This is a genomic window from Kitasatospora sp. NPDC057518, assembly GCF_042802075.1.
Taxonomy (GTDB): Bacteria; Actinomycetota; Actinomycetes; order Streptomycetales; family Streptomycetaceae; genus Kitasatospora.
This window is the reverse complement of record NZ_JBHVEU010000115.1, coordinates 1-21,425: the sequence shown is the minus strand read 5'-3', so window position 1 is coordinate 21,425 and position 21,425 is coordinate 1. Positions and strand designations below refer to the sequence as shown.

General features: G+C 73.7%; 26 protein-coding genes. 16 read left to right on the top strand and 10 right to left on the bottom strand.

Annotated features, from left to right (window positions below; genetic code table 11):
• Positions 1 to 144: 144 nt before the first annotated feature.
• The 5 genes from ACFU7Z_RS14720 (at position 145) to ACFU7Z_RS14700 (ending at position 2,596) form a co-directional block, all read left to right on the top strand.
• Positions 145 to 633 (top strand): Asp23/Gls24 family envelope stress response protein, encoded by a 489-nt coding sequence (locus ACFU7Z_RS14720; protein WP_074001607.1) that lies wholly within the window; start codon positions 145 to 147, stop codon positions 631 to 633.
• Between the two features lie 61 nt (positions 634 to 694).
• The gene (locus tag ACFU7Z_RS14715; RefSeq protein ID WP_049658455.1) at positions 695 to 886 is read left to right on the top strand and encodes a hypothetical protein; all 192 of its coding nucleotides are present in this window, start codon (positions 695 to 697) and stop codon (positions 884 to 886) included.
• A gap of 89 nt (positions 887 to 975) precedes the next feature.
• Positions 976 to 1,293, top strand: coding sequence for a hypothetical protein (locus ACFU7Z_RS14710; protein WP_380777735.1), 318 nt, complete (start codon positions 976 to 978; stop codon positions 1,291 to 1,293).
• Positions 1,290 to 1,943, top strand: coding sequence for a DUF6286 domain-containing protein (locus tag ACFU7Z_RS14705; RefSeq protein WP_380777734.1), 654 nt, complete (start codon positions 1,290 to 1,292; stop codon positions 1,941 to 1,943). Before ACFU7Z_RS14710 ends, ACFU7Z_RS14705 begins: the two co-directional genes overlap by 4 nt.
• A complete protein-coding gene (locus ACFU7Z_RS14700; RefSeq protein ID WP_380777733.1) occupies positions 1,940 to 2,596 on the top strand; it encodes an alkaline shock response membrane anchor protein AmaP in 657 nt (218 codons plus the stop codon). The genes ACFU7Z_RS14705 and ACFU7Z_RS14700 overlap by 4 nt, the downstream gene beginning before the upstream one ends.
• An 11-nt stretch (positions 2,597 to 2,607) precedes the next feature.
• On the opposite strand, the gene ACFU7Z_RS14695 is transcribed toward ACFU7Z_RS14700, so the two are convergent.
• Entirely contained in the window at positions 2,608 to 3,369 is a 762-nt protein-coding gene (locus tag ACFU7Z_RS14695) for an SDR family oxidoreductase (protein ID WP_049653500.1), read from the bottom strand.
• A 110-nt stretch (positions 3,370 to 3,479) separates the two neighbouring features.
• On the opposite strand from ACFU7Z_RS14695, the gene ACFU7Z_RS14690 reads away from it, so the two are divergent.
• Entirely contained in the window at positions 3,480 to 3,887 is a 408-nt protein-coding gene (locus ACFU7Z_RS14690) for a MerR family transcriptional regulator (RefSeq protein ID WP_049653502.1), read from the top strand.
• A gap of 3 nt (positions 3,888 to 3,890) precedes the next feature.
• Positions 3,891 to 4,223 carry a thioredoxin gene (gene trxA / locus ACFU7Z_RS14685; RefSeq protein ID WP_049653505.1) on the top strand — a complete coding sequence of 111 codons (333 nt, stop codon included), beginning with the start codon at positions 3,891 to 3,893 and terminating at the stop codon, positions 4,221 to 4,223.
• Here trxA and ACFU7Z_RS14680 read toward each other — a convergent pair.
• Both ACFU7Z_RS14680 and ACFU7Z_RS14675 read right to left on the bottom strand, forming a co-directional pair.
• Entirely contained in the window at positions 4,220 to 5,017 is a 798-nt protein-coding gene (locus ACFU7Z_RS14680; protein WP_074001604.1) for an SURF1 family protein, read from the bottom strand. The genes trxA and ACFU7Z_RS14680 overlap by 4 nt on opposite strands.
• A gap of 31 nt (positions 5,018 to 5,048) precedes the next feature.
• The gene (locus ACFU7Z_RS14675) at positions 5,049 to 6,044 is read right to left on the bottom strand and encodes a DEDDh family exonuclease (protein ID WP_074001603.1); all 996 of its coding nucleotides are present in this window, start codon (positions 6,042 to 6,044) and stop codon (positions 5,049 to 5,051) included.
• Between the two features lie 125 nt (positions 6,045 to 6,169).
• Between ACFU7Z_RS14675 and ACFU7Z_RS14670 the strand changes: the two genes are divergently transcribed.
• The 4 genes from ACFU7Z_RS14670 to moaA all read left to right on the top strand — a co-directional run bounded on the left by ACFU7Z_RS14670 (position 6,170) and on the right by moaA (position 10,535).
• A complete protein-coding gene (locus ACFU7Z_RS14670; protein ID WP_074001602.1) occupies positions 6,170 to 7,213 on the top strand; it encodes a zinc-dependent alcohol dehydrogenase family protein in 1,044 nt (347 codons plus the stop codon).
• Between the two features lie 292 nt (positions 7,214 to 7,505).
• Positions 7,506 to 7,865, top strand: coding sequence for a DUF485 domain-containing protein (locus ACFU7Z_RS14665; protein WP_380777732.1), 360 nt, complete (start codon positions 7,506 to 7,508; stop codon positions 7,863 to 7,865).
• A complete protein-coding gene (locus ACFU7Z_RS14660) occupies positions 7,862 to 9,469 on the top strand; it encodes a cation acetate symporter (RefSeq protein ID WP_049653517.1) in 1,608 nt (535 codons plus the stop codon). Before ACFU7Z_RS14665 ends, ACFU7Z_RS14660 begins: the two co-directional genes overlap by 4 nt.
• 76 nt (positions 9,470 to 9,545) lie before the next feature.
• Complete coding sequence (gene moaA / locus ACFU7Z_RS14655; RefSeq protein ID WP_049653518.1) at positions 9,546 to 10,535, top strand: GTP 3',8-cyclase MoaA; 990 nt, start codon at positions 9,546 to 9,548, stop codon at positions 10,533 to 10,535.
• 43 nt (positions 10,536 to 10,578) lie between these two features.
• Here the strand turns inward: moaA and ACFU7Z_RS14650 are convergent, their stop codons facing one another.
• From ACFU7Z_RS14650 to ACFU7Z_RS14625, 6 genes are all read right to left on the bottom strand, one after another.
• Entirely contained in the window at positions 10,579 to 10,818 is a 240-nt protein-coding gene (locus tag ACFU7Z_RS14650; RefSeq protein ID WP_049653520.1) for a hypothetical protein, read from the bottom strand.
• A gap of 264 nt (positions 10,819 to 11,082) precedes the next feature.
• On the bottom strand, positions 11,083 to 11,466 hold the full coding sequence (locus tag ACFU7Z_RS14645) for a DUF3099 domain-containing protein (protein ID WP_049653522.1): 384 nt from the start codon (positions 11,464 to 11,466) through the stop codon (positions 11,083 to 11,085).
• 171 nt (positions 11,467 to 11,637) lie between these two features.
• On the bottom strand, positions 11,638 to 12,186 hold the full coding sequence (locus ACFU7Z_RS14640) for an RNA 2'-phosphotransferase (RefSeq protein ID WP_074002096.1): 549 nt from the start codon (positions 12,184 to 12,186) through the stop codon (positions 11,638 to 11,640).
• A 31-nt stretch (positions 12,187 to 12,217) separates the two neighbouring features.
• The gene (locus tag ACFU7Z_RS14635; RefSeq protein WP_380777731.1) at positions 12,218 to 13,615 is read right to left on the bottom strand and encodes a metallopeptidase TldD-related protein; all 1,398 of its coding nucleotides are present in this window, start codon (positions 13,613 to 13,615) and stop codon (positions 12,218 to 12,220) included.
• Entirely contained in the window at positions 13,615 to 15,168 is a 1,554-nt protein-coding gene (locus ACFU7Z_RS14630; protein ID WP_375873316.1) for a TldD/PmbA family protein, read from the bottom strand. The genes ACFU7Z_RS14635 and ACFU7Z_RS14630 overlap by 1 nt, the downstream gene beginning before the upstream one ends.
• Before the next feature lie 180 nt (positions 15,169 to 15,348).
• A complete protein-coding gene (locus tag ACFU7Z_RS14625; protein ID WP_380777730.1) occupies positions 15,349 to 16,494 on the bottom strand; it encodes an MBL fold metallo-hydrolase in 1,146 nt (381 codons plus the stop codon).
• A 313-nt stretch (positions 16,495 to 16,807) separates the two neighbouring features.
• Between ACFU7Z_RS14625 and fabG the strand changes: the two genes are divergently transcribed.
• On the top strand, positions 16,808 to 17,527 hold the full coding sequence (fabG, locus tag ACFU7Z_RS14620; RefSeq protein WP_049652094.1) for a 3-oxoacyl-[acyl-carrier-protein] reductase: 720 nt from the start codon (positions 16,808 to 16,810) through the stop codon (positions 17,525 to 17,527).
• 2 nt (positions 17,528 to 17,529) lie between these two features.
• Complete coding sequence (fabI, locus tag ACFU7Z_RS14615; protein ID WP_049652095.1) at positions 17,530 to 18,297, top strand: enoyl-ACP reductase FabI; 768 nt, start codon at positions 17,530 to 17,532, stop codon at positions 18,295 to 18,297.
• A 79-nt stretch (positions 18,298 to 18,376) separates the two neighbouring features.
• Here fabI and ACFU7Z_RS14610 read toward each other — a convergent pair whose 3' ends face one another.
• A complete protein-coding gene (locus ACFU7Z_RS14610) occupies positions 18,377 to 19,051 on the bottom strand; it encodes a FadR/GntR family transcriptional regulator (RefSeq protein WP_074001597.1) in 675 nt (224 codons plus the stop codon).
• A 116-nt stretch (positions 19,052 to 19,167) separates the two neighbouring features.
• Here ACFU7Z_RS14610 and ACFU7Z_RS14605 point away from each other — a divergent pair, with 116 nt between their 5' ends.
• The 3 genes from ACFU7Z_RS14605 (at position 19,168) to ACFU7Z_RS14595 (ending at position 21,363) form a co-directional block, all read left to right on the top strand.
• Complete coding sequence (locus tag ACFU7Z_RS14605; protein WP_074002094.1) at positions 19,168 to 20,466, top strand: MFS transporter; 1,299 nt, start codon at positions 19,168 to 19,170, stop codon at positions 20,464 to 20,466.
• 123 nt (positions 20,467 to 20,589) lie between these two features.
• Positions 20,590 to 20,712, top strand: a complete 123-nt coding sequence (locus tag ACFU7Z_RS14600) for an SGM_5486 family transporter-associated protein (protein ID WP_255357429.1) — start codon at positions 20,590 to 20,592, stop codon at positions 20,710 to 20,712.
• A gap of 123 nt (positions 20,713 to 20,835) precedes the next feature.
• Positions 20,836 to 21,363: a histidine phosphatase family protein gene (locus tag ACFU7Z_RS14595; RefSeq protein WP_049652098.1), complete on the top strand. Its 528-nt coding sequence runs from the start codon at positions 20,836 to 20,838 to the stop codon at positions 21,361 to 21,363.
• Positions 21,364 to 21,425: the final 62 nt, after the last annotated feature.

The following is a 21,425-nucleotide window of genomic DNA, read 5'->3' as shown; positions in this document are numbered from 1 at the left end:
GGCCCTTTCCCGTGCCGGGGGAGGGCCGCCGGTGCTCGCCGGGCGGGGATCGTGGCGAAATGCCAGAGTTGGGGAGGTTTGCGATATAGCTGGTGCCGTACGACGGGAGAAGCACCCATGCCTGACACTCCGACGCCCGCGACCATGCCCAAGCACACCGGCAGCGGCAGCGCCCCGAACCCCGGTCCGCCGGGTGCCGGCGGCGGTGCCAAGCCGGTGGGGGAGCGTGGCCGCACCGCGCTGGCCGTCGGCGTGGTGGAGAAGATCGCCGGGATGGCGGCCCGCGAGGTCGCCGGGATCCACGCGCTCGGCTCCGGGCTCGCCCGCACCTTCGGCGCGATGCGGGACCGGGTGCCCGGCGGCAAGCCCAGCGTCGGGCGGGGCATCAAGGCGGAGGTCGGCGAGAAGCAGACCGCGATCGACATCGCCCTGGTGGTGGAGTACGGCGTGGTCATTCCCGAACTCGCCCGCCAGGTGCGGGAGAACATCATCAACGCGGTGGAGCGGATGACCGGCCTGGAGGTCGTCGAGGTCAACATCGCGGTCAACGACGTCCACCTCCCGGACGAACCGGAGTTCGAGGAGGAAGAGGAGCCGGTGGCGCCCTCCGGGCAGCGGCCGAAGCTCAAGTAGCGCGTTCGGCGGCGGGCCGACGGCGGACCCGACGAGGCAGCGGGACACGAGGGAGTAGCGGATGAACCTGGCCATCGTCGGCCTGGTGGTGGGCATGGCCCTCGGCTTCGCCGGGTACTTCGGCGGGTTCGCGGCCTTCCTGCTGGTGGCCGCGCTCGGGCTGGTCGGATTCGTGCTCGGGCGCCTGCTGGAGGGCGACATCGAGCTGGGCGAACTCGGGGACCTGCTCCGCGGCCGCGACCGGCGCCGCTGATGGCGGGCCCCGCGTCGGCTCCGGCCGCGCTCTCCGGGTCGGGTTCCGTGCCGGGCCCCGGCCCGGGTTCCGGTTCTGGTTCCGGTTCCGTGCCGGGGCGCCGGGGGCGGCTCCGGGTCGCCGACCGGGTGTACGCGCGGATCGCGGCCCGGGCCGTCCGGGAGGTGCTGACCGAGGCCTGGCCCGCCGGGCGGGCGAAGGGGGCGCCGCCGCACGTCTCGGTGACCGTACCGGGGAGCACGGTGACGGTCCGGGTGGCGGTCGAGCTGCCGTTCCCCTCGGACATCGCGGCGCTGGCCGGGGCCGTGCGGACGCGGATCGCGGAGCGGGTGGTGGGGCTGACCGGGACGAAGGTGTCGGAAGTCGTCGTCGTGGTCGAGAAGTTGGTGACGGGGGGCGCCTCGTGACCGAGGAGGTGCCCGGAACGGCGGCGGTGCCGGGGGCCCGGCCGGAGAAGGTCAGGCGGCTGCGGGCGCCCCGTACGGCCGCGGCGGCCCTGGTGGCGACGGCGGTGCTGGTGGTGGCGGGGGCGCTGCTGTACGACGTGGTCGCCGTACGGGTGGGGCAGCCGGCGCGGCGGTGGCGGGCGCAGATCGCGGACGAGCTGGCGACCCGCCACCTCGACGACCTGGCGGTGCTGGTGGGGGCCGGAGCGGCGACCGCGCTCGGCGGGTGGCTGCTGTGGCTCGCCGTCGCGCCCGGGCTGCGGCGGTGGCTCGTGCTGCGGCCCTACGGGGGGACGACCGCGGCCGTCGACCGGGCCGGGGTCGGACACCTGCTCGCGGACCGGGCGGCGGGCCTGGACGGGATCGACCGCCTGCGGATCCGGGTCGGGCGGCGGCGGGTCCGGATCTCGCTGGAGGGGGTGGCGGACCCGGCGCTGGTGCAGCGGCAGTTGCGGGACGAGCTGGAGCGGGTGGGGCTGGGGCGGCCGCTGCGGCTGGACGTGCGGACGGGGCGGGGGGCCGGGGGCGTGGCGGGGGAGGACCCGGGGGCGGGGACCACCGGTTCCGGGACGGGGGCCGGGGCGGCCGGCGGCGAGGGGGCGGCCGGGTGAGGAGGACGGTCGTCAACCGGGTGGTGCTGGGGGTGGTGGGGGCGGCGCTGCTGGCGGCCGGGGTGCTGGTGCTGGCGGGCGGGCTCGACCTGTACCGGCGGCTGGGCGTCCACCCGCCGCAGTGGTGGCCGCTCACCTCACCCGACCAGCCGGTGGTGAGCGCGCGGTCCCGGGGGCGGTGGGTGGCGTCGTCGTGGTGGTGGCCGACGGTGATCGGCGGACTGACCGCCCTGGTGGCGGGGATGGCGTGGTGGCTGGTGGCGCAGCTGCGGCGCAGCGGGCTGTCGAGCATCGCGGTGCCGACGCCGGGGGTGAGCGGGCTGCGGCTGCGGGTCGGTGCGCGGGCGCTGGAGGAGGCGCTGGAGAACGGGACGGCGGTGCTGCCGGACGTCGAACGGGCCGGGGTGCGGCTGGTGCGGGCGCCGGGGCACCCGAGGCTGCGCGGGGCGGTGCGGCTGCGGCCGGGCGGGGATCCGGCCGCGCTGGTGGAGCACTTCGAGGACGGGCCCCGGACGGACGCGTGCGGGAGCCTGCAGCTGGCGGAGCTGCCGGCCGACCTGCGGATCCGGGTCCTCCAGGCGGCCCACGCCGAGCCGCGGCCGGGGCGGGGGCGGCGCGGTCGGCGGGGGCGCGGGCAGGCGCGGGTGGAGTAGGCGGGTCGGGCTCAGAGGCCGCGCAGGGCGCCGCCGTCGACGGGGACCATGATGCCGGTCAGGTAGGAGGCGGCGGGGGAGAGCAGGAAGGCGGCGACCTTGCCGAACTCCTCGGGGGTGCCGTAGCGGCCCAGCGGGATCGAGGCGGTGGCCTGGGCGCGGGCCGCGTCGGGGTCGGCGGCGAGGCCGTCGAGCTCGCGGACCCGGTCGGTGTCGATCCGGGCCGGGAGCAGGCCGAGCACCCGGATGCCGCGCGGGCCGAGCTCGTCGGCGAGGGCCTTGGCGGCCATGGCGAGACCCGGGCGCAGACCGTTGGAGATGCCCAGGCCGGGGATCGGCTGGCGGACCGAGCTGGAGAGCACGAAGGCGATCACCCCGCCGTCGGGGAGCGCGGCGGCGGTGGCGCGGGCGAGGCGCAGGGCGCCGAGGAAGACGGACTCGAAGGCGTCCCGCCAGGCCTCCTCGGGGGTGGTCTCCACGGGGCCGGCCTGGGGGCCGCCGACGCTGATCAGGATGCCGTCGAGCCGGCCGAAGCGGTGCCGGGCCTCGGCGATGAGGCGCTCGGGGGTGTCGGGGTCGGCGTTGTCGGCGACGAGGCCGTGGGCGGTGCCGAGGGTCTCGAGTCCGGCGACGGCGGTGTCGACGGCTTGCCGGGTGCGGCCGCTGACGAGCACGCGGGCGCCGTCGGCGACGAGTTCGCGGGCGCTCGCGAGGCCGAGGCCCCGGGTGGCGCCGGTGACGATGTAGGCCTTGTCCTTCAGTCCGAGATCCATGGGGACATAGTGCCCGGTGTGGAGGGTGGGGAGCGGGTCGAGGGGGCTGGCGTTGACGCCGGGGGGAAGGTTTACGGTCGTCGTCGGAAGTGCGGGAGGAGTGGTTCGGCATGCGGATCGGGGAGTTGGCGGAGCGGGCGGGGACGACCACGCGGGCGTTGCGGTACTACGAGCAGTTGGGGTTGTTGCCGGCCCGGCGGGCGGGCAACGGGTACCGGGCGTACGACGAGGCGGACCTCAGGCTGCTGCGCGAGATCCGGATGCTGCAGGACTTCGGGTTCGGGCTGGAGGAGACCAGGCCGTTCGTGGAGTGCCTGCGGGCGGGGCACCCGGAGGGGGACTCGTGTCCGGCCTCGCTGGAGGTGTACCGGCGGAAGCTGGGGGAGCTGGACGAGTGCATCGCCCGGCTCCAGGACGTAAGGGCGCAGGTGGCGGGGCAGTTCGACCGGGCCGTACGGGCGCGGGACGAGCTGGCCGCCGTCGAGGAACCGCCCCATTGTGAACTGGCGAAGGAGTAGACGGTGGTGGAGATCGCGGGTGTGCCGGCGGTGACGGACGAGACGTTCGCTGCGGAGGTGCTGGCGGCCGAGGGGCCGGTGCTGGTGGACTTCACGGCGGACTGGTGCCCGCCCTGCCGGATGATGGCGCCGGTGCTGGCGGACATCGCGCGGGAGGAGGCGCACCGGGTGCGGGTGGTGAGCCTGGACGTGGACCACAACCCGCGGACCCAGGCGGCGTACGGGGTGCTGTCGATGCCGACGCTGATGGTGTTCCGGGGCGGGCAGCCGGTGCGGTCGGTGGTGGGGGCGCGGGCGAAGGCGCGGCTGCTGCGGGAGCTGGAGGACGTCCTCTAGGCGGGGACGGCGTCGAGCGGGACCTCGGCCTCGGCGGCCTGCTTGGCGCGGTCCTTGGCCTCGCGGCGGGCGAGGACCCAGACGCCGACCGGGATCATCGCGGTGAACAGCCACCACTGGATGGCGTAGGCCATGTGCGGGCCGATGTCGGAGTGGTTGGGCTCGGGGACCAGCTGGGGTTGGTCGGCCGGGGCCGGGGTGGTGCCGGCGAGTTCGAGGTAGCCGCCGAGGAGGGGGGCGCCGGTCCGCTTGGCCTGCTCGTCGGTGTTGATCAGGTTGAACTGGCGGTCGGGCAGGCCGGTGCGGTCCTTGATGCCGCTGGCGCCGTAGGTCTCCTCGGCGCGCAGGCGGCCGGTGAGGGCGACCTCGCCGGCCGGGGTGGCCGGGACGGGCGGGTACTCGGTGGCGCCGTTGCCGGAGGCGACCCAGCCGCGGTTGACCAGGAGGGTGCCCTTGCCGTCGGCGAGCCGGAACGGGGTCACGACGAAGTAGCCGATGGTCCCGCTGGAGTCGGTCCGCTTGCGGACCACGAACTCGTGTGCCGGGTCGTACTGTCCGGTGGCGGTCACCGTGCGCCAGGTGAGGTCCTTGGGGACCGCGAAGCCGGGGGTCGGCGACAGGGTGTCGAAGGGGACCGGCGCGGCCGTGAGGGCCTGGCCGATCAGCTCGTTCCGGGCCACCCGTGCCTCGTGGCGGTGAAGCTGCCAGAAGCCCAGCTTGATCGTCGCGGGGATCAGCAGCAGCGCGACCAGCATGGTGATCAGCCACTGTCGGGTCAGCAGAAAACGGTACACATGGGAACGGTACGCCGACCTCACAACGGGCTCACGCACCGGGGTGCGGGGCGACCTCGCGCAGCAGTTGGAGGAAGGCGTCCTCGCCGACGACGGGGGTGCCGACCTCGCGGGCCTTGCGGGCCTTGCCGCTCCAGCTGTCCGGCTCGTTGGTGACCAGCAGGCTGGTGAGGCGGCTCACCGAGGTGGCGATGTGCAGGCCGGCCTCGACCGCGCGGTCCTCCAGGACCTCGCGGTCGGTGGCGGTGTCGCCGGTGATGGCCACCCGCATGCCCTGGACCAGCGGTTTGCCGTCCTGCCAGCGCCCCGGGTTGGGGTACGGGCAGGGCGGGCGCTTCTTGGCCTGGCGGTACGAGGCGCCGGTCCAGTTGCCGCGGCCGGGGGCGGCGGGCTCCTCCTCGCCGAGGTCGGTGACCGCGACGCAGTTCTGCAGCGGCAGCGGCACGCCGCCGTCGCGGGCGAGGTGCAGGCTGGGGCGGAAGGCCTCGGCGAGCACCCGGGCGTCGTCCAGGGCGTTGTGGGCGTGGCGCTGCCGGACGCCGAAGTGGGCGGCGAGCGAGGAGAGCTTGCCGTTGGGCAGCGGCAGGCGCAGGTCGCGGGAGAGGACCATGGTGCACAGCCGCTGCTCGACCGGGGCGCGCAGGCCGGCCCGCGAGAACTCGCGGGAGATCATGTTCCAGTCGAAGAGCGCGTTGTGCGCGACCAGGACGCGGTCGTGCAGGCGCGCGGCGAACTCCTCGGCGATCTGCGGGAAGGTCGGGGCGGTGGCGAGCAGCTCGGCGGTGAGGCCGTGGATCCAGACCGGGCCGGGGTCCCGCTCGGGGTTGACCAGGGTGTACCAGTGGTCGACGACCTCGCCGTCCGGGTCCAGCTGGTAGACGCCCGCCGAGATGACGCGGTCCGAGCGGCCGAGACCGGTGGTCTCGACGTCGACGACCGCGAAGCCCCCGGCGGGGGCGGCGGAGCGCTGCGCGGGGACCGGGGCGGTCCGCGGCGCTCCGTACGTCTCGGGCTGGATCGGTTGCATGGTCCAACAGGATAAGGGGCCGGGCGGGGGGCTCCGGCCGGAATGTTCCGACCGACCGGCCGGAATAGAGTGGTCAGCGGGGGTGTCGTACACCTGGTCGAGACCGTTCAGCTAAGGAACAGCGCATGCGTGCCACCGTGATTCACGGCCCCAACGACATCCGGATCGAAGACGTCCCGGACCCGGTGATCCAGTACCCGACGGACGTGGTGCTCCGGGTGGTGAACGCCTGTATCTGCGGCAGCGACCTGTGGGCGTACCGCGGGGTCGCGCAGCGGGTGGCCGGGCAGCGGATCGGGCACGAGTTCCTCGGCGTGGTCGAGGAGGTCGGCGCCGAGGTGCGCGGCTTCGCCAAGGGCGACTTCGTGGTGGCGCCGTTCGTCTGGTCGGACGGCGTGTGTGACTTCTGTCTCGAAGGCCTCCAGACCTCCTGCCCGCACGGCGGGTTCTGGGGGCAGGTCGGTTCGGACGGCGGCCAGGGCGAGGCGGTGCGGGTGCCGTTCGCGGACGGGACGCTGGTGAAGCTGCCGAAGGAGGCGGCGGGCGACGAGAAGCTGCTGCCCGGGCTGCTGGCGCTGTCCGACGTGATGTCCACCGGGCACCACGCGGCGGTCTCGGCGCGGGTGCGGCCCGGGGCGACGGTCGCGGTGGTCGGCGATGGCGCGGTGGGCCTGTGCGGCGTCCTGGCGGCGCACCGGCTGGGCGCGGGCCGGATCATCGCGCTGGGCCGGCACACGGCCCGCACCGAGCTGGCCCGTCGCTTCGGTGCGACGGACGTGGTGGCGGAGCGCGGCGAGGCCGCGGTCGAGGCGGTGAAGGAGCTGACCGGCGGGCAGGGCGCGCACGCGGTGCTGGAGGCGGTCGGCACCGAGGAGTCGATGCGGACGGCCGTCTCGATAGCCCGGGACGGCGGCGCGGTGGGCTACGTCGGGGTGCCGCACGGCGGCAGCGCGGGCGTCGACATCGGTCAGATGTTCGGCCGGAACGTTTCGCTGAACGGCGGCGTCGCCCCGGCCCGCGCGTACATCCCCGAGCTGCTGCCGGACGTCCTCTCGGGCGCCATCGAGCCGGGCCTGGTCTTCGACCGGACCGTCGGCCTGGACGGCGTTCCGGACGGCTACCGCGCGATGGACGACCGCTCGGCCCTGAAGGTGCGGATCGCCTTCTGAGGCGTCGGCCTCCCGGCTCCGGCCCGTGCCGCCCCGTTCGGGGTGCGGCACGGGCCGGAGCCGTTCTCCGGGGAGGTTCCGGGGGCCGATCGTGGGCGGTGCGGTCGCTGGGATGGGCTGTTTTTCGGCCAATCGGATGGTGCGAGGGGGTGAACGGTCGACTGATCGCGGTCAACCCCTTCCGGGGCGGGCAGGACGCTCCTAGCATTGCGCGGCGCACACCAGACATGTGACGCCCCTCACGTTCGATCGTTCCCCCCGTGTGACAAATACGCCGAAGGAGTGAGACAGCGTGGATTCGCCGCCGCTCACCACCACCGCCGCCACGGAAGCCCAACTCATCGACAACAGCGAGGAGTTCCGTACGCTGCGGCGCTCGTTCCGGAGCTTCGCCTTCCCGGTCACCATCGGCTTCGTGCTCTGGTACCTGTTCTACGTCCTGCTCTCCTGCTACGCCCCGGGACTGATGCGCACCAAGGTCCTCGGGCACGTCAACGTGGCCCTGGTCCTCGGGCTGCTGCAGTTCGTGACCACCTTCGCCATCGCCGCCTGGTACGCCCGCTACGCGGACCGGCGGATCGACCCGCCAGCCGCGGCGATCCGCGAGGCGCACGGCGCCGTCGTCCACGCTCCCCGGGAGTCCGCCGAATGAGCCTGCTCGCCAGCTCCGCCACCGAGCACCGCGGCCTGACGATGGCCCTGTTCGGCGTGTTCGTCCTCGCCACCCTCGGCATCACCGTCTGGGCCGGGCGGCAGACCAGGAGCGCCGCCGACTTCTACGCCGGCGGCCGCGGCTTCACCGGCTTCCAGAACGGCCTGGCCATCTCCGGCGACTACATGTCCGCCGCCTCCTTCCTCGGCATCGCCGGGACCATCGCGCTCAGCGGCTACGACGGCTTCCTCTACTCGATCGGCTTCCTGGTCGCCTGGCTGGTCGCCCTGCTGCTGATCGCCGAACCGCTGCGCAACTCCGGCCGCTTCACGATGGCGGACGTGCTCGCGTTCCGGATGCGCCAGCGCCCGGTGCGCACCGCGGCGGGCGTCTCCACCATCGTGGTGTCGATCTTCTACCTGCTCGCCCAGATGGTCGGCGCCGGCACCCTGGTGGCCCTGCTGCTGGGGGCCGAGGGAGGCGCCGCCAAGCGCTGGACCATCGTCGGGGTCGGCGCGCTGATGATCGTCTACGTGGTGATAGGAGGGATGAAGGGCACCACCTGGGTGCAGATCGTCAAGGCGGTGCTGCTGATCGCCGGCGCCGCGCTGATGACCGTCCTGGTGCTGGCCAAGTACCACTTCAACCCCTCCGAACTGCTCGGCGCGGCGGCGAGCGCGAGCGGCAAGGGCGAGGCCTTCCTCCAACCGGGGCAGAAGTACGGCAGCGGCACCGCCAAGCTCGACTTCATCAGCCTCGGCATCGCGCTGGTGCTCGGCACCGCCGGCCTGCCGCACATCCTGGTCCGCTTCTACACCGTGCCCACCGCCAAGGCGGCCCGGAAGTCGGTGCTCTGGGCGATCGGCATCATCGGCGTCTTCTACCTGATGACCCTGGCGCTCGGCTTCGGCGCGGCCGCGCTGGTCGGCTCCAAGGCGATCAAGGCGGCGAACGCGGCGGGCAACACCGCGGCCCCGCAGCTGGCCGAGGCGCTCGGCGGGGGCGCCGGGAGCACCGGCGGCGCGATCCTGCTCGCGGTGATCTCGGCGGTCGCCTTCGCCACCATCCTGGCCGTGGTCGCCGGGCTCACGCTCGCCTCCTCGGCCTCCTTCGCCCACGACCTCTACGCCAACGTGATCCGGCGCGGGAAGGCGAGCGAGAAGGAGGAGGTGCGGTCGGCGAAGTGGGCCGCGGTCGCGATCGGGGCGGTGGCGATCGTGCTCAGCCTCTTCGCGGACAAGCTCAACACCGCCGCCCTGGTCGCGCTGGCCTTCGCCGTCGCCGCCTCGGCGAACCTGCCCACCCTGCTCTACTCGCTGTTCTGGAAGCGCTTCACCACCGTCGGCGCGGTCAGCTCGGTCTACGCCGGACTGCTCACCTCGGTGACGCTGGTGGTCTTCTCTCCGGTGGTCTCCGGCGCGAAGACCTCGCTCTTCCCGCACTCCGACTTCCACTGGTTCCCGCTGGAGAATCCCGGCCTGGTCTCCATCCCGGTCGGCTTCCTGGCCGGCTGGCTCGGCACGCTGCTGTCCAGGGAACGCCCCGACGCGGCGAAGTACGCTGAACTGGAGGTCCGCTCGCTGACCGGGCTGGGCGCCCACTGATCGTCCCGCGATGACTATGCTGGCCCGGCCCGCCGTGACGGTGGCCGGGCCGGCCGCATCTCGGGGAAGGACGAACGTGCTGCTCGACACCTTCGGACGCCAGGCCGTCGACCTGAGGGTCTCCCTCACGGACCGCTGCAACCTGCGCTGCACCTACTGCATGCCCGAGGAGGGCCTGCGGTGGCTGGCCAAGCCCGAGCTGCTGACCGACGAGGAGATCGTCCGGCTGGTCACCGTGGCCGTGCGCGACCTGGGCGTGCGCGAGGTCCGCTTCACCGGCGGCGAACCGCTGCTGCGTCCCGGACTGGTCGCCGTCGTCGCCGCCTGCTCGGAGCTGGAGCCGCGCCCGGAGCTCTCGCTGACCACCAACGGCATCGGACTGGCCCGCACCGCGACGGCGCTGCGCGAGGCCGGCCTGGACCGGGTCAACGTCTCGCTGGACACCCTCGACCCCGAGGTGTTCCACACCCTCACCCGCCGCCACCGCCACCAGGACGTCCTGGACGGGCTGGCCGCCGCCGAGGCCGCCGGGCTGGCACCGGTGAAGCTGAACGCGGTGCTGATGCGCGGGGTCAACGACCACGAGGCGGCCGACCTGCTGGCCTGGTGCCTGGAGCGGGGCTACGAGCTGCGCTTCATCGAGCAGATGCCGCTGGACGCCCAGCACGGCTGGGACCGTACGTCGATGGTCACCGCGACGGAGATCCTGGACCTGCTGCGCACCCGCTTCACGCTCACCCCGGAGCCGTCCGCGAGCCGGGGCGCGGCACCCGCCGAGCGCTGGCTGGTGGACGGCGGCCCGGGCCGGGTGGGCGTGATCGCCTCGGTCACCCGGCCGTTCTGCCGGGCCTGCGACCGCACCCGGCTGACCGCCGACGGCCAGGTGCGCAACTGCCTGTTCGCGACCGGCGAGACCGACCTGCGCACCGCGCTGCGCTCCGGCGCGGACGACGCCGAACTGGCCGCGCTGTGGCGGGCGGCGATGTGGGGCAAGAAGGCCGGGGCCGGGATCGACGACCCGGAGTTCCTCCAGCCCGAGCGGCCGATGTCCGCGATCGGCGGCTGAGCGGGCCGAGCGGGTTGGGCCGGTTGAGCCGGTCGGGCAGGCGCTAGGCCGGCTTCCCGGAGCCCTCGGCGGGCTCGGGGGTCCAGTCGGCGAAGGCGACGACCTCCTTGAGGAAGCCGCGCACCGAGAGGAACTGGGACAGGTGCTCGCGGTGCCCGTCGCAGGCGAGCCAGGTCTTGCGGCGGTCCGGGGTGTGCAGCTTGGGGTTGTTCCACACCAGCACCCAGCCGGCGTCCGTCCGGCAGCCCTTGGCGGAGCAGATCGGCGTCTGCGGGGTGTCCATCGGGCCGTCCTCAACGATTGGCGGGTGGGTCTGCACCGCCAGTCTGTCACGCCCGTCCGGGCCGACCGGATCCGGGCATGGCGACGCCGGGCAGCCACGGGGGGAGCCGCCCGGCGTCGGTCCGTCGCTCCGACGGGGGATGCGGAGCGCGTACGCAGTATGTCACGCCAAGACCCTCGGATGGGGAGGTCTTGCATGATTAATCTGAGCTTCTTTTGAGCTTTCGCTGAGCCGGACGGGGGTGAAGCGGCATGAAACGGACGGTCAGTCCACGTCCTGTGAAGGATCGGTGGGAACGGCCTTTGCCTCTCCTGTACCAGCCTTCGCACCAGCCCCACCCGTCCCACCGGGGCCGAGCATCAGCGGGGTGTCCAGCGGGATGTCGAAGGTGCTCGGCAGCCCCGGGGCCCGCTCCCGGCCCGCGTTGGCGATCAGCACCGCGAAGTACGGCAGCAGGACGGCGCCCGCCAGCGCCGCGAACGCCAGCCAGCGCTGGACGTCCCACAGCACCACCGCGAGCAGCACGCAGACCGTGCGGAGCAGCATCGAGATGACGTAGCGGCGCTGGCGTCCCCGGACGTCCTCGGTGAGGCTGCTGCGCGCCCCCGTGATCCGGAAGACCTGCCCGTCGTCGGCGCTCTTGCCCATGTGTCCTACCGCCCTCGTCGCGCACCCGCGCGCCTGGCCGCGCGGCCTCCTCACGGTACGCCCGGGCGCACCCGGCGACGAGACCGGGTGGGCCGCACCCACCCGGTCGGGTACGCGAAGGGCCTGTCCGGCGGAGCGGACAGGCCCTCGGCGGTGCGGTGCGGCTCGGCGCTAGGAGCGGCGGGAGAGGTACCGCGGGGGCACGGCGTCGGTGAGCCAGACGCCGTTCTCGCTGAGCCGGAACTCGTGGCCGGCCGCCGTCATCGCCGCCGCGTTCACGGTCAGCACCACCGGACGGCCGTGCCGGGCGCCGACCCCGGTGGCCGTCCCGGTGTCCGCCGAGAGGTGGACGTCCTGGCGGGCCATCGGGCGCAGGCCCTCGCGGAAGATCGCCGCCAGGTGCCGGTCGGCGGTGCCGTGGTAGAGCACGGGCGGCGGCACGGTGGCGGTCAGGCCGAGGTCGACCGCCACCGTGTGGCCCTGGTTGGCGCGGATCGAGAGACCGTCCGGCGAGTAGCCGAAGCGGCGCTTGTTGTTGGTCGCCACGACGTGGTCCAGCTCGGCCCGGGTGAGCGGCCGGCCCCGGGCGGCGAGCCCGGCGAGCAGCTCGTCGACCCGGACCCAGCCGGACGCGTCCAGCGCGACCCCCGCCAGCCCGGGCTCGTGCCGCAGGATCCGCGACAGCATCTTGCTCGACCTGACCAGGCGCTTCTCGTCCATCATGTCTCTCGTATCCCCCGTCGGTCAGCGGCTAAGAGGCCTGGCTGACCGAACTCATGTTGAAGTCCGTGACACGCACGGGTGGCATCGCGGTGCGGGTGACGTTGTCGCTCCACTCGCGGGGCAGGCAGCGTTCGGTGCGGCCCACCTCGGTGATCCGGTTCAGCAGGTCCACCGGGGACTCGTTGAACCGGAAGTTGTTGACCTCGCCGACGACCTCGCCGTTCTCCACCAGGTAGACGCCGTCCCGGGTGAGCCCGGTGAGCAGCAGCGTCGCCGGGTCCACCTCGCGGATGTACCAGAGGCAGGTGAGCAGCAGGCCGCGCTCGGTGCGGGCGATCATCTCGTCCAGCGTCGGCGCGGACTCCTGGTCGGCCGTCTCCAGCACGAGGTTGTCGATCGCCGGGCGCACCGGCAGGCCGGTGAGGGCGGCCGCGTGGCGGGTGGTGACCAGGTCGTTCAGCACGCCCTCGCGGATCCACTCGGTGGCGGTGATCGGCTGGCCGTTGTCGAAGACCGAGTAGTCCCCGCCGGAGGAGTGGGTGAGCACGAACGGCGCGGCCTCCAGGCCGGGTTCGCGCGGGTCGGAGCGCAGGGTCAGCGGCAGGGCGCTGAGCTTGTCGCCGATCCGGGTGCCTCCGCCGGGCTTGGAGAAGACCGTCCGGCCCTCCTGGGCGTCCCGGCCGCCGGAGGACCAGTTGAGGACGATCAGCAGGTCGGCGACGGCCGAGGGCGGCAGCAGCGCCTCGTACCGCCCGGCGGGCAGGTCCACCTTGCGGGCGCCCCAGCCGAGCCGCCTGGTCAGCTCGGTGTGCAGGCCGGCGACGTCGACGTCGGCGAAGTCCCGGGTGGAGGCGCCCACCCAGGCGGAGCTGGAGAGGTCGGCGGTCTTGGCGTTGATCTCGACCATGCCGGTGGGCTGGTCGTGGCGCAGCCGCAGGCCGGTGGAGCTGCCCAGGTAGCTGGAGGTCATCTCGTGCCGGGCGAAGCCGTACAGGAGCTGGCCCTGGGCCGCGGCGCGGGCGAAGGCCTCGCCGAGGGCCGGGCCGAAGGCGTCGAACACCTCGATGGAGGTCAGTGCGGGCGGCTCGGTGAAGTCCGGCGAGGAGGGCCCGCCGGCGATCAGCGGCTGGGCGTCCTCGGCCGGGCCGGCCGCGCGGGCGGCCTCCTCGGCGGCCCGTACCAGGCCCTCCACCTCCGCCGCGGTGACGGCCTCGCGGGAGACCACGCCGGAGGCGGTGCCCTCGGCGCCGGCCACGGTGGCGATCACGGTGAGGCGGCGGCCGCGGGTGACGCCGTTGGTGGTCAGGGCGTTGCCGGCCCAGCGCAGGTTGGCGGTGGACTCCTCGTCGGCGATCACCACGCAGCCGTCGGCGCGGGAGAGGCCGAGCGCCAGCTCGACGAGTTCGTGGGGCTGCTTCGCGGTCATCAGTGACCCGCCTCCTGCTGGGTGTTGAGCACGTTGACGTTGCGGAACAGCGCCGACGGGCAGCCGTGGCTGACCGCCGCGATCTGACCGGGCTGCGCCTTGCCGCAGTTGAAGGCGCCGCCGAGGAAGTAGGTCTGCGGGCCGCCGACCGCCGCCATCGAGCCCCAGAAGTCGGTGGTGGTGGCCTGGTAGGCGAAGTCCTTGACCTGGCCCGCGAGTTCGCCGTCCTTGATGGCGTAGGCGCGCTGCCCGGTGAACTGGAAGTTGTACCTCTGCTGATCGATCGACCAGGAACGGTCGCCGACGATGTAGAGGCCGTTCTCGACCTGGCCGACCAGGCCCGCGGTGTCCGGGCCGTCGACGGCCGGCCGGAGCGAGACGTTGGCCATCCGTTGCACCGGGACGTGTGCGGGGGAGTCGGCGAAGGCGCAGCCGTTGGAGCGCTCGAAGCCCTTCAGTGCGGCGATGCGGCGGTCGAGCTGGTAGCCGACCAGGACGCCGTCCCTGACCAGGTCCCAGGACTGGGTGGCCACGCCCTCGTCGTCGTAGCCGATGGTGGACAGGCCGTGCTCGGCGGTGCGGTCGCCGGTGACGTGCATCAGCTCGGAGCCGTACTTCAGCGAGCCGAGCTGGTCGAAGGTGGCGAAGGAGGTGCCGGCGTAGGCGGCCTCGTAGCCGAGCGCGCGGTCCAGTTCGGTGGCGTGGCCGATCGACTCGTGGATGGTCAGCCAGAGGTTGGTCGGGTCGATCACCAGGTCGTAGCGGCCGGCCTCGACGCTCGGGGCCCGCATCTTCTCGGCCAGCAGGACGGGCAGTTCGGCGAGTTCGGCGTCCCAGTCCCAGCCGGTGCCGGTGACGTACTCGTAGCCGCGGCCGACCGGCGGGGCCAGGGTCGTCATCGAGTCGAAGGCGCCGGTGCGCTCGTCGACCGAGGTGGCCTCCAGGTCGGAGTGCACCCGGATCCGCTGCTGGGTGGTCACCGTGCCGGCGGTGTCCGCGTAGAACTTGTTCTCCTGGACGGTCCGCAGGGCCGCCTGGACGTGCGAGACGCCCTCGGCGGCCAGCAGCCGGGAGCTGCGCTCGGCGAGCAGCGCGGTCTTCTCGGCGTCCGGCACCTCGAAGGGGTTGACCTCGTACGCGGAGACCCAGGTGACGTCCCGGTGGACCGGCTCGCCGGCCAGCTCGACCCGCTCGGTGGAGCCGGCCGCCCGGCTGATCCCGCCGGAGAGGCGGGCCACCGCGACGGCCTGCTCGGCGACCCGGGCCGCCGCGTCGGGGGTGAGGTCGACACCGGCGGCGAAGCCCCAGGCGCCGTCCAGCACCACCCGGACGGCGAAACCGAGCTGCACGCTGTCGGAGGTGCCGGCCGGACGCGCGTCGCGCAGCCGCCAGGAGGCGCTGCGGATCCGCTCCAGGCGGAAGTCGGCGTGGCTCGCGCCCAGTTCGCGGGCGCGGGCGAGGGCGGCGTCGGCGAGGGGCCGCAGCGGCAGGGCGAGGAACGCCGGGTCGACGGCGCGCCCGTGCGGGGCACCGGAGCGATCGGCCGGAGGGATCGGAGGCAATCGGGCTCCCAGGTCGCGGAGGGTGGCGGTGCGGCGCCACAGGGGCGCCCGCACCGCATCATTTCCCGTCCACCGGGTTTCCGGCCAGCGCATTTCGACCGGTGCGCCGCAGTGAGGGACCGTCCGGTCGGGCCTCCGGTGCCCGGCTCCGCGGCCCTCGGGCCCGGGCCGTCAGCCGACGGTCTCCCACCAGCCGTCCAGCTCCGGCGGGTTGTCGACGTCGACCCGCTCGCCGGGGCGCGGCACGGCCAGCGGGACGGCCTGCTCCTTGGCGGCCTTCACCAGCCGTTCGATCGGCTCGGCCCACGGGTGCAGGCCCAGGTTGAAGGTGCACCAGTGGACCGGCACCAGCAGGCCGGCGGTCAGGTCCCGGTGCGCGAGGACGGCGTCCTCGGGGGTCATGTGGATGTCCGCCCAGGCCGCGTCGTAGGCGCCGATCTGGACCAGCGCGGCGTCGAACGGGCCGTGCTGCGCGCCGATCCGGGCGTAGCCCTCGAAGTAGCCGGAGTCGCCGGTGTAGAAGACCTTGCGCTTCGGGCCGGCGATCACCCAGGAGCCCCACAGGGTGGTGTTGCGGGTCAGCCCGCGGCCGGAGAAGTGGTGCGCCGCGGTCAGGGTGAGCACCAGGTCGCCCAGGGTGCAGGTCTCGTCCCAGTCCAGCTCGATGATCCGGTGCTCGGGGACGCCCCAGCGGCGCAGGTGGGCGCCGATGCCGAGCGGCACGGCGAAGGGCGCGGACTGGCTGCGCACCAGGCGCTTGACCGTCGCCATGTCCAGGTGGTCGTAGTGGTCGTGCGAGATCAGCACCGCGTCGACCTGGGGCAGCTCCTCCAGCCCGACCGGCACCGGGTGCAGCCGCTTGGGGCCGACGTGCGCGGCGGGGGAGCAGCGGTCGCTCCAGACCGGGTCGAGCAGCACCCGGAAGCCCTCGATCTCCACCAGCGCGGAGGCGTGCCCGTACCAGGTGACCTCCACGCCCTCGGCGGCCGGCCCGGGCGGGGTGGCGGGGCGGACGGTCGGCACCGGGTGGGCGGGGACGCGGCCGGCCCGCTCGAACAGCATCCGGCGGGCGGTGGCGCCGTCGAAGCCGGGGGCGCCGGTGGCGCGGGCGAGCGCGGAGGGCGCGTTGTGGAAGACGCCGTCGCGGTACTGCGGGGAGTTGCGCACCCGCTCCTCGCGCTCGCCGTCCGGCCGTCGCCCGAACGCCGCCGGCAGGTCGCGCAGCGACCAGGCGGTCGCGCCCAGGCCGGCCGCCAGGGCGGTGAGGGCCAGCAGTCGTCCGCGTCGGTGGGTGCTCCGGGGCCGTGCCTTGGTCATCCGCTCTGCCTTCGTCGCTCGCCGGGATGGTCGGGGATCGGTACGGCCGGTCCCGGGCCGGCCCCGCACCACGGGGGCAACGGGTGCGCCCGCCCGTGTTGTTCCCGTACAGTCGCCCCGATCCGGGCAGCGCCCGGGCCTGGGCGGTCTCCGTCGCCGGGACGGCACGGACGGGTACGGATTGTCGGATTGCGACAGATCCGCCGGGGCGGCGCTGTGGGAGACCGATGCGCCGCCGTCGCCGACCGCCCGATAGCGTCACACTGCGTACGCATTCCGACGTACGCGCTCACTCACGGAGAGAGGTGGATCGTTGAGCCGCTCGGTTCTCGTCACCGGAGGAAACCGGGGCATCGGCCTCGCGATCGCCCAGGCCTTCGCCGAAGCGGGCGACAAGGTGGCCATCACCAGCCGCTCGGGCGAGGTGCCCGAGGCGCTGGCCAAGTACGACGTCCTCGCGGTGCGCTGCGACATCACGGACGCCGGGCAGGTCGACGCCGCCTTCACCGAGATCGAGCAGAAGCACGGCGCGGTCGAGGTGCTGGTCGCCAACGCGGGCATCACCAAGGACACGCTGATGCTGCGCATGTCCGAGGAGGACTTCACCTCCGTCGTGGACACCAACCTGACCGGCACCTTCCGGGTGGTCAAGCGCGCGTCCAAGCTGATGATGCGCGCCAGGAAGGGCCGCGTCGTGCTGATCTCGTCCGTGGTGGGCCTGTCCGGCTCCCCGGGCCAGGCCAACTACGCCGCCTCCAAGGCCGGCCTGGTCGGCTTCGCCCGGTCGCTGGCGCGCGAGCTCGGCCCGCGCAACATCACCGTCAACGTGGTCGCCCCCGGCTTCGTCGACACCGACATGACCGCCGTGCTCAGTGACGAGCGCCGCGCGGAGATCGTCGCGGGCGTGCCGCTGGGCCGCTACGCGGCGCCCGCCGAGGTCGCCTCCACCGTGCGGTTCCTCGGGTCGGACGAGGCCGCGTACATCACTGGAGCCGTCATTCCCGTCGACGGCGGATTGGGCATGGGTCACTGATCATGAGTGGAATCCTCGAAGGCAAGCGGATCCTGATCACCGGTGTGCTGATGGAGTCCTCCATCGCCTTCCACACCGCCAAGCTCGCGCAGGAGCAGGGCGCGGAGATCATCCTCACCGCCTTCCCGCGCCCGAGCCTGACCGAGCGGATCGCCCGGAAGCTGCCGAAGCCGGTCAAGGTGCTGGAGCTGGACGTCTCCAACCCGGAGCAGCTGGCCGGCATCGCCGACCAGGTCCGCGAGCACCTGCCGACCCTGGACGGCATCGTCCACTCGATCGGCTTCGCCCCGCAGGACGCGCTGGGCGGCAACTTCCTGGACACCCCGTGGGAGTCCGTGGCCACCGCGATGCACGTCTCGGCGTACTCGCTGAAGTCGCTGACCACGGCGCTGCTGCCGCTGATGCAGGACGGCGGTTCGGTGGTCGGCCTGACCTTCGACGCGCAGTACGCCTGGCCGCAGTACGACTGGATGGGCCCGGCCAAGGCCGCCCTGGAGTCGACCAACCGCTACCTGGCGCGCTACCTGGGCGACCGGGACATCCGCTGCAACCTGATCTCGGCCGGTCCGATCGGCTCGATGGCCGCCAAGTCCATCCCGGGCTTCGGCGACCTGGCCGACACCTGGAACCACCGCTCCCCGCTGAAGTGGGACCTGAGCGACCCGGAGCCGGCCGGCCGCGGCATCGTCGCGCTGCTGTCGGACTGGTTCCCGAAGACCACCGGCGAGATCATCCACGTCGACGGCGGTCTGCACGCCATCGGCGCCTGACGCTCCGCCCGTACGCCGCTGCCCGGCCCTCCCTCGCGGGGGTGCCGGGCAGCGGCGTTCCGGGTGGACGCCGGCGCGGTCAGACGTCCGCGGTGCCGCAGGCGCCGATGGCGCGGCCGGCCTCGACGGAGGCGCGCTGGGCGTCGCCGTCCCGGATGGCCTCCAGGATGGTGTGGTGGCCGATGTAGCGCTCGGCGATCAGCTCGGGGCCGACGTCGTGCCGCAGGTGCTCGCGGGTGACCTCGCCGAGGTCGGCGTAGACGGCGAGCAGGACGTCGTTGTGGGCGGCGGCCACCACGGCCTGGTGGAAGGCGGCGTCGGCCTGGACGAAGTCCTCGGCGTCGCCGGAGTGCCAGGCGGCCTCCCGGCGGGCCAGGGCGCCGTCCAGGAGCTCCAGGTCGCGCGGGGTGCGGCGGTGGGCGGCGAGGCCGGCGGCGGAGGTCTCCAGGGCCGCCCGCAGCTCGGCGACCTGGTCCTGGCCGGCGTCGGCGAAGCGGCGGTGCATCACGCCGGCCAGCTCGCTGGTGGCCAGCACATACGTGCCGGAGCCCTGGCGGATGTCGAGCAGCCCGTTGTGGGCGAGGGCGCGGACGGCCTCGCGGACGGTGTTGCGGGCGACGCCGAGCTGTTCGACCAGGGCGGCCTCGGTGGGGATGCGCGAGCCGACCGGCCACTCCCCGGAAGTGATCTGGGCACGCAGCTGTGCGATCACCTGGTCGGACAGCGGGGTGCGCCTCGGCGAGGACAGCGCCACGGGGGACTCCTTGCGGCTACGGCTCGGGTGGGGCCTGGGTGGGAGGTGGCCGGTGGATGAACGGTCGGCACATCATGCCAATTCCAAGGTGCATCAATTCATCCCATCATTCTATGATGCTCTCTATGCCCGCAGCAGACACCACCGCTTCCTCCCGGACCGAGAGCCGGCCGCCGACCGAAGAGCGGCCCGCCGCCTCCGGCTCCGCCAAGTACCTCGGCGTGCTGTTCGCCGTCGCGATCGCCGCCGCCGCCTTCAACCTGCGCCCCGTGGTCACCAGCCTCGGGCCGCTGCTCAAGCAGGTCCGCGACGACCTCGGGATGAACCCGACGCTCGCCGGGCTGCTCACCGCCGTCCCGTCGCTCTGCTTCGGGCTGTTCGGCTTCGCCGCGCCCGCGGCGGCCCGTCGGATCGGTCCGATCGCGGTCGTCACGGCGGGCATGGGCGCCATCACGGCGGGCGTGCTGGCCCGCTCGTTCGCCGGCGGCACCGCCGTGTTCCTGCTGCTCACCGCCCTCGCCCTGGCCGGGGTGGCGGTCTCCAACGTGCTGCTGCCGGTGGTGATCAAGCGGTACTTCCCGGACCGGGTCGGGCCGATGATCGGCCTCTACTCGATGGCGCTGTCCGCCGGCACCGCGCTGGCCGCCGCCGTCACCGTGCCGCTGACCAAGTCGCTCGGCGGCGACTGGCGCTACGGCCTGGGCGTCTGGGCCGTCCTGGGGGCGCTCGCCCTGGTGCTCTGGCTGTTCGTGCTGATCGCCAAGCGGGAGCGCGGCGAGCGGGCCGGCGGCGCCGCCGCCCCCGTCCGGCTGCCGATCACCCGCAGCCGGACCGCCTGGGCGCTGGCCGGGTACTTCGGCCTCCAGGCCACCGGCGCGTACGTGGTCATGGGCTGGATGTCGCAGATCTTCCAGGACGCCGGCATCGGCGAGGGCACCACCGGCGTGCTGCTCGCGGTCACCATGGTGATCGGCGTGCCGGTCTCCTTCGTGCTGCCCAACCTGGCCGCCCGCCGCGGCGACCAGCGGCTGTTCGTGGTGCTGCTGGCCTGCTGCGGCATCGCCGGGTACGCCGGTCTGGCGATCGCCCCGGCCGGGGGCGCCTGGCTCTGGGCGGTCCTGCTGGGCCTGTCCAACTGCGCCTTCCCGCTGGTGCTGACCATGATCGGACTGCGGGCCCGGTCCGCGGGCGGGGTCGCGCAGCTCTCCGCCTTCGCCCAGGGCATCGGCTACCTGGTGTCCATCCCGGGCCCGATCCTGGTCGGCTGGCTCTACGGGGCCACCGGTGAGTGGTACTGGCCGCTGGGCTTCCTGTCGCTGCTGCTGGTGCCGCAGATGCTGTTCGGCCTGCGCGCGGCGCGGGCCCGGCACATCGAGGACGAGGCGGTGCACCCGGCGGAGCGGGCCGCGGCGTGACGCCCCCGCCGGGGGTGTGAGGACGCGCGGGGGAGGGCCGGGCCCCGACGGGCGGGTCAAGACCCGGCCAAGGGGGCGGGGTCGGCGGACGGCGGGCGTGTTCGGAGTGGGAGACTTCCGGACATGCCCGTTCTCGATCCCAACCCCACCGACGGCCGCAAGCAGCTCGGCCGCATCGCCCTCGCCTTCGCCGCCATCGCGGTGCTGGTGTCGATCATCGCCACCGTCGCCGCCACGATGGGCTGACGGACGGCCGTACGCCGGCTGACGCCCCGGTGAACGGGGCATGGTGACACGGGTCGTCCCTCGGAGTGGCGGCATCCCGGGGCATCGCGCCGCCGGGCCGCTTTTCTGCCAAGCTTGCTGGGTATGAGCGCCGACACGCCCCGCAGGATCATCGTTCTCCGCCATGCCAAGGCCGACTGGCCGAACGGCGTGGACGACCACGACCGGCCGCTGGCCGACCGGGGCCGTCACCAGGCCCCGGACGCCGGCCGCTGGCTGGTCGACTCCGGCATCAGCCCCGACTACGTGCTCTGCTCGACCGCGCTGCGCGCCCGCGAGACGTGGAAGCTGGCGGTGCACGAGCTGCCGCAGCGGCCGCTCCGGACGGTGTACGAGGAGCGGGTCTACGAGGCCAGCCCCGGGGAGATCATCGCCGTCCTCCAGGAGACCCCGGAGGAGTACGCGGACGTGGTGCTGGTCGGCCACAACCCGGGCGTGCTGGGGCTGACCCAGGTGCTGGCCGGGGACGCGGGCGATCCGGACGCGCTGGAGCGGCTGCGCCTCGGGGGCTTCCCGACGGCGGCGGTCGCGGTGCTCAGCTTCAGCGGCTCCTGGAAGGGCGTCGAGCCGGGCGTGGCCCAGCTGGTCTCGTACCACACGCCGCAGGACTGACCGCGGGACCGTACACGAGGCGCTCAGGTTGGGCCGCTCGTTCGGCGTGAACGTCGTGGTGA

Bases quoted from the DNA above. Each gene is read 5' to 3' on its own strand.
- ACFU7Z_RS14720 (WP_074001607.1), top strand. From the start codon at position 145: ATGCCCAAGCACACCGGCAGCGGCAGCGCCCCGAACCCCGGTCCGCCG.
- ACFU7Z_RS14715 (WP_049658455.1), top strand. From the start codon at position 695: ATGAACCTGGCCATCGTCGGCCTGGTGGTGGGCATGGCCCTCGGCTTC.
- ACFU7Z_RS14695 (WP_049653500.1), bottom strand. From the start codon at position 3,369: ATGGATCTCGGACTGAAGGACAAGGCCTACATCGTCACCGGCGCCACC.
- ACFU7Z_RS14690 (WP_049653502.1), top strand. From the start codon at position 3,480: ATGCGGATCGGGGAGTTGGCGGAGCGGGCGGGGACGACCACGCGGGCG.
- ACFU7Z_RS14675 (WP_074001603.1), bottom strand. From the start codon at position 6,044: ATGCAACCGATCCAGCCCGAGACGTACGGAGCGCCGCGGACCGCCCCG.
- ACFU7Z_RS14670 (WP_074001602.1), top strand. From the start codon at position 6,170: ATGCGTGCCACCGTGATTCACGGCCCCAACGACATCCGGATCGAAGAC.
- ACFU7Z_RS14660 (WP_049653517.1), top strand. From the start codon at position 7,862: ATGAGCCTGCTCGCCAGCTCCGCCACCGAGCACCGCGGCCTGACGATG.
- ACFU7Z_RS14650 (WP_049653520.1), bottom strand. From the start codon at position 10,818: ATGGACACCCCGCAGACGCCGATCTGCTCCGCCAAGGGCTGCCGGACG.
- ACFU7Z_RS14645 (WP_049653522.1), bottom strand. From the start codon at position 11,466: ATGGGCAAGAGCGCCGACGACGGGCAGGTCTTCCGGATCACGGGGGCG.
- ACFU7Z_RS14640 (WP_074002096.1), bottom strand. From the start codon at position 12,186: ATGGACGAGAAGCGCCTGGTCAGGTCGAGCAAGATGCTGTCGCGGATC.
- ACFU7Z_RS14635 (WP_380777731.1), bottom strand. From the start codon at position 13,615: ATGACCGCGAAGCAGCCCCACGAACTCGTCGAGCTGGCGCTCGGCCTC.
- ACFU7Z_RS14625 (WP_380777730.1), bottom strand. From the start codon at position 16,494: ATGACCAAGGCACGGCCCCGGAGCACCCACCGACGCGGACGACTGCTG.
- fabI (WP_049652095.1), top strand. From the start codon at position 17,530: ATGAGTGGAATCCTCGAAGGCAAGCGGATCCTGATCACCGGTGTGCTG.
- ACFU7Z_RS14605 (WP_074002094.1), top strand. From the start codon at position 19,168: ATGCTCTCTATGCCCGCAGCAGACACCACCGCTTCCTCCCGGACCGAG.
- ACFU7Z_RS14600 (WP_255357429.1), top strand. From the start codon at position 20,590: ATGCCCGTTCTCGATCCCAACCCCACCGACGGCCGCAAGCAGCTCGGC.
- ACFU7Z_RS14595 (WP_049652098.1), top strand. From the start codon at position 20,836: ATGAGCGCCGACACGCCCCGCAGGATCATCGTTCTCCGCCATGCCAAG.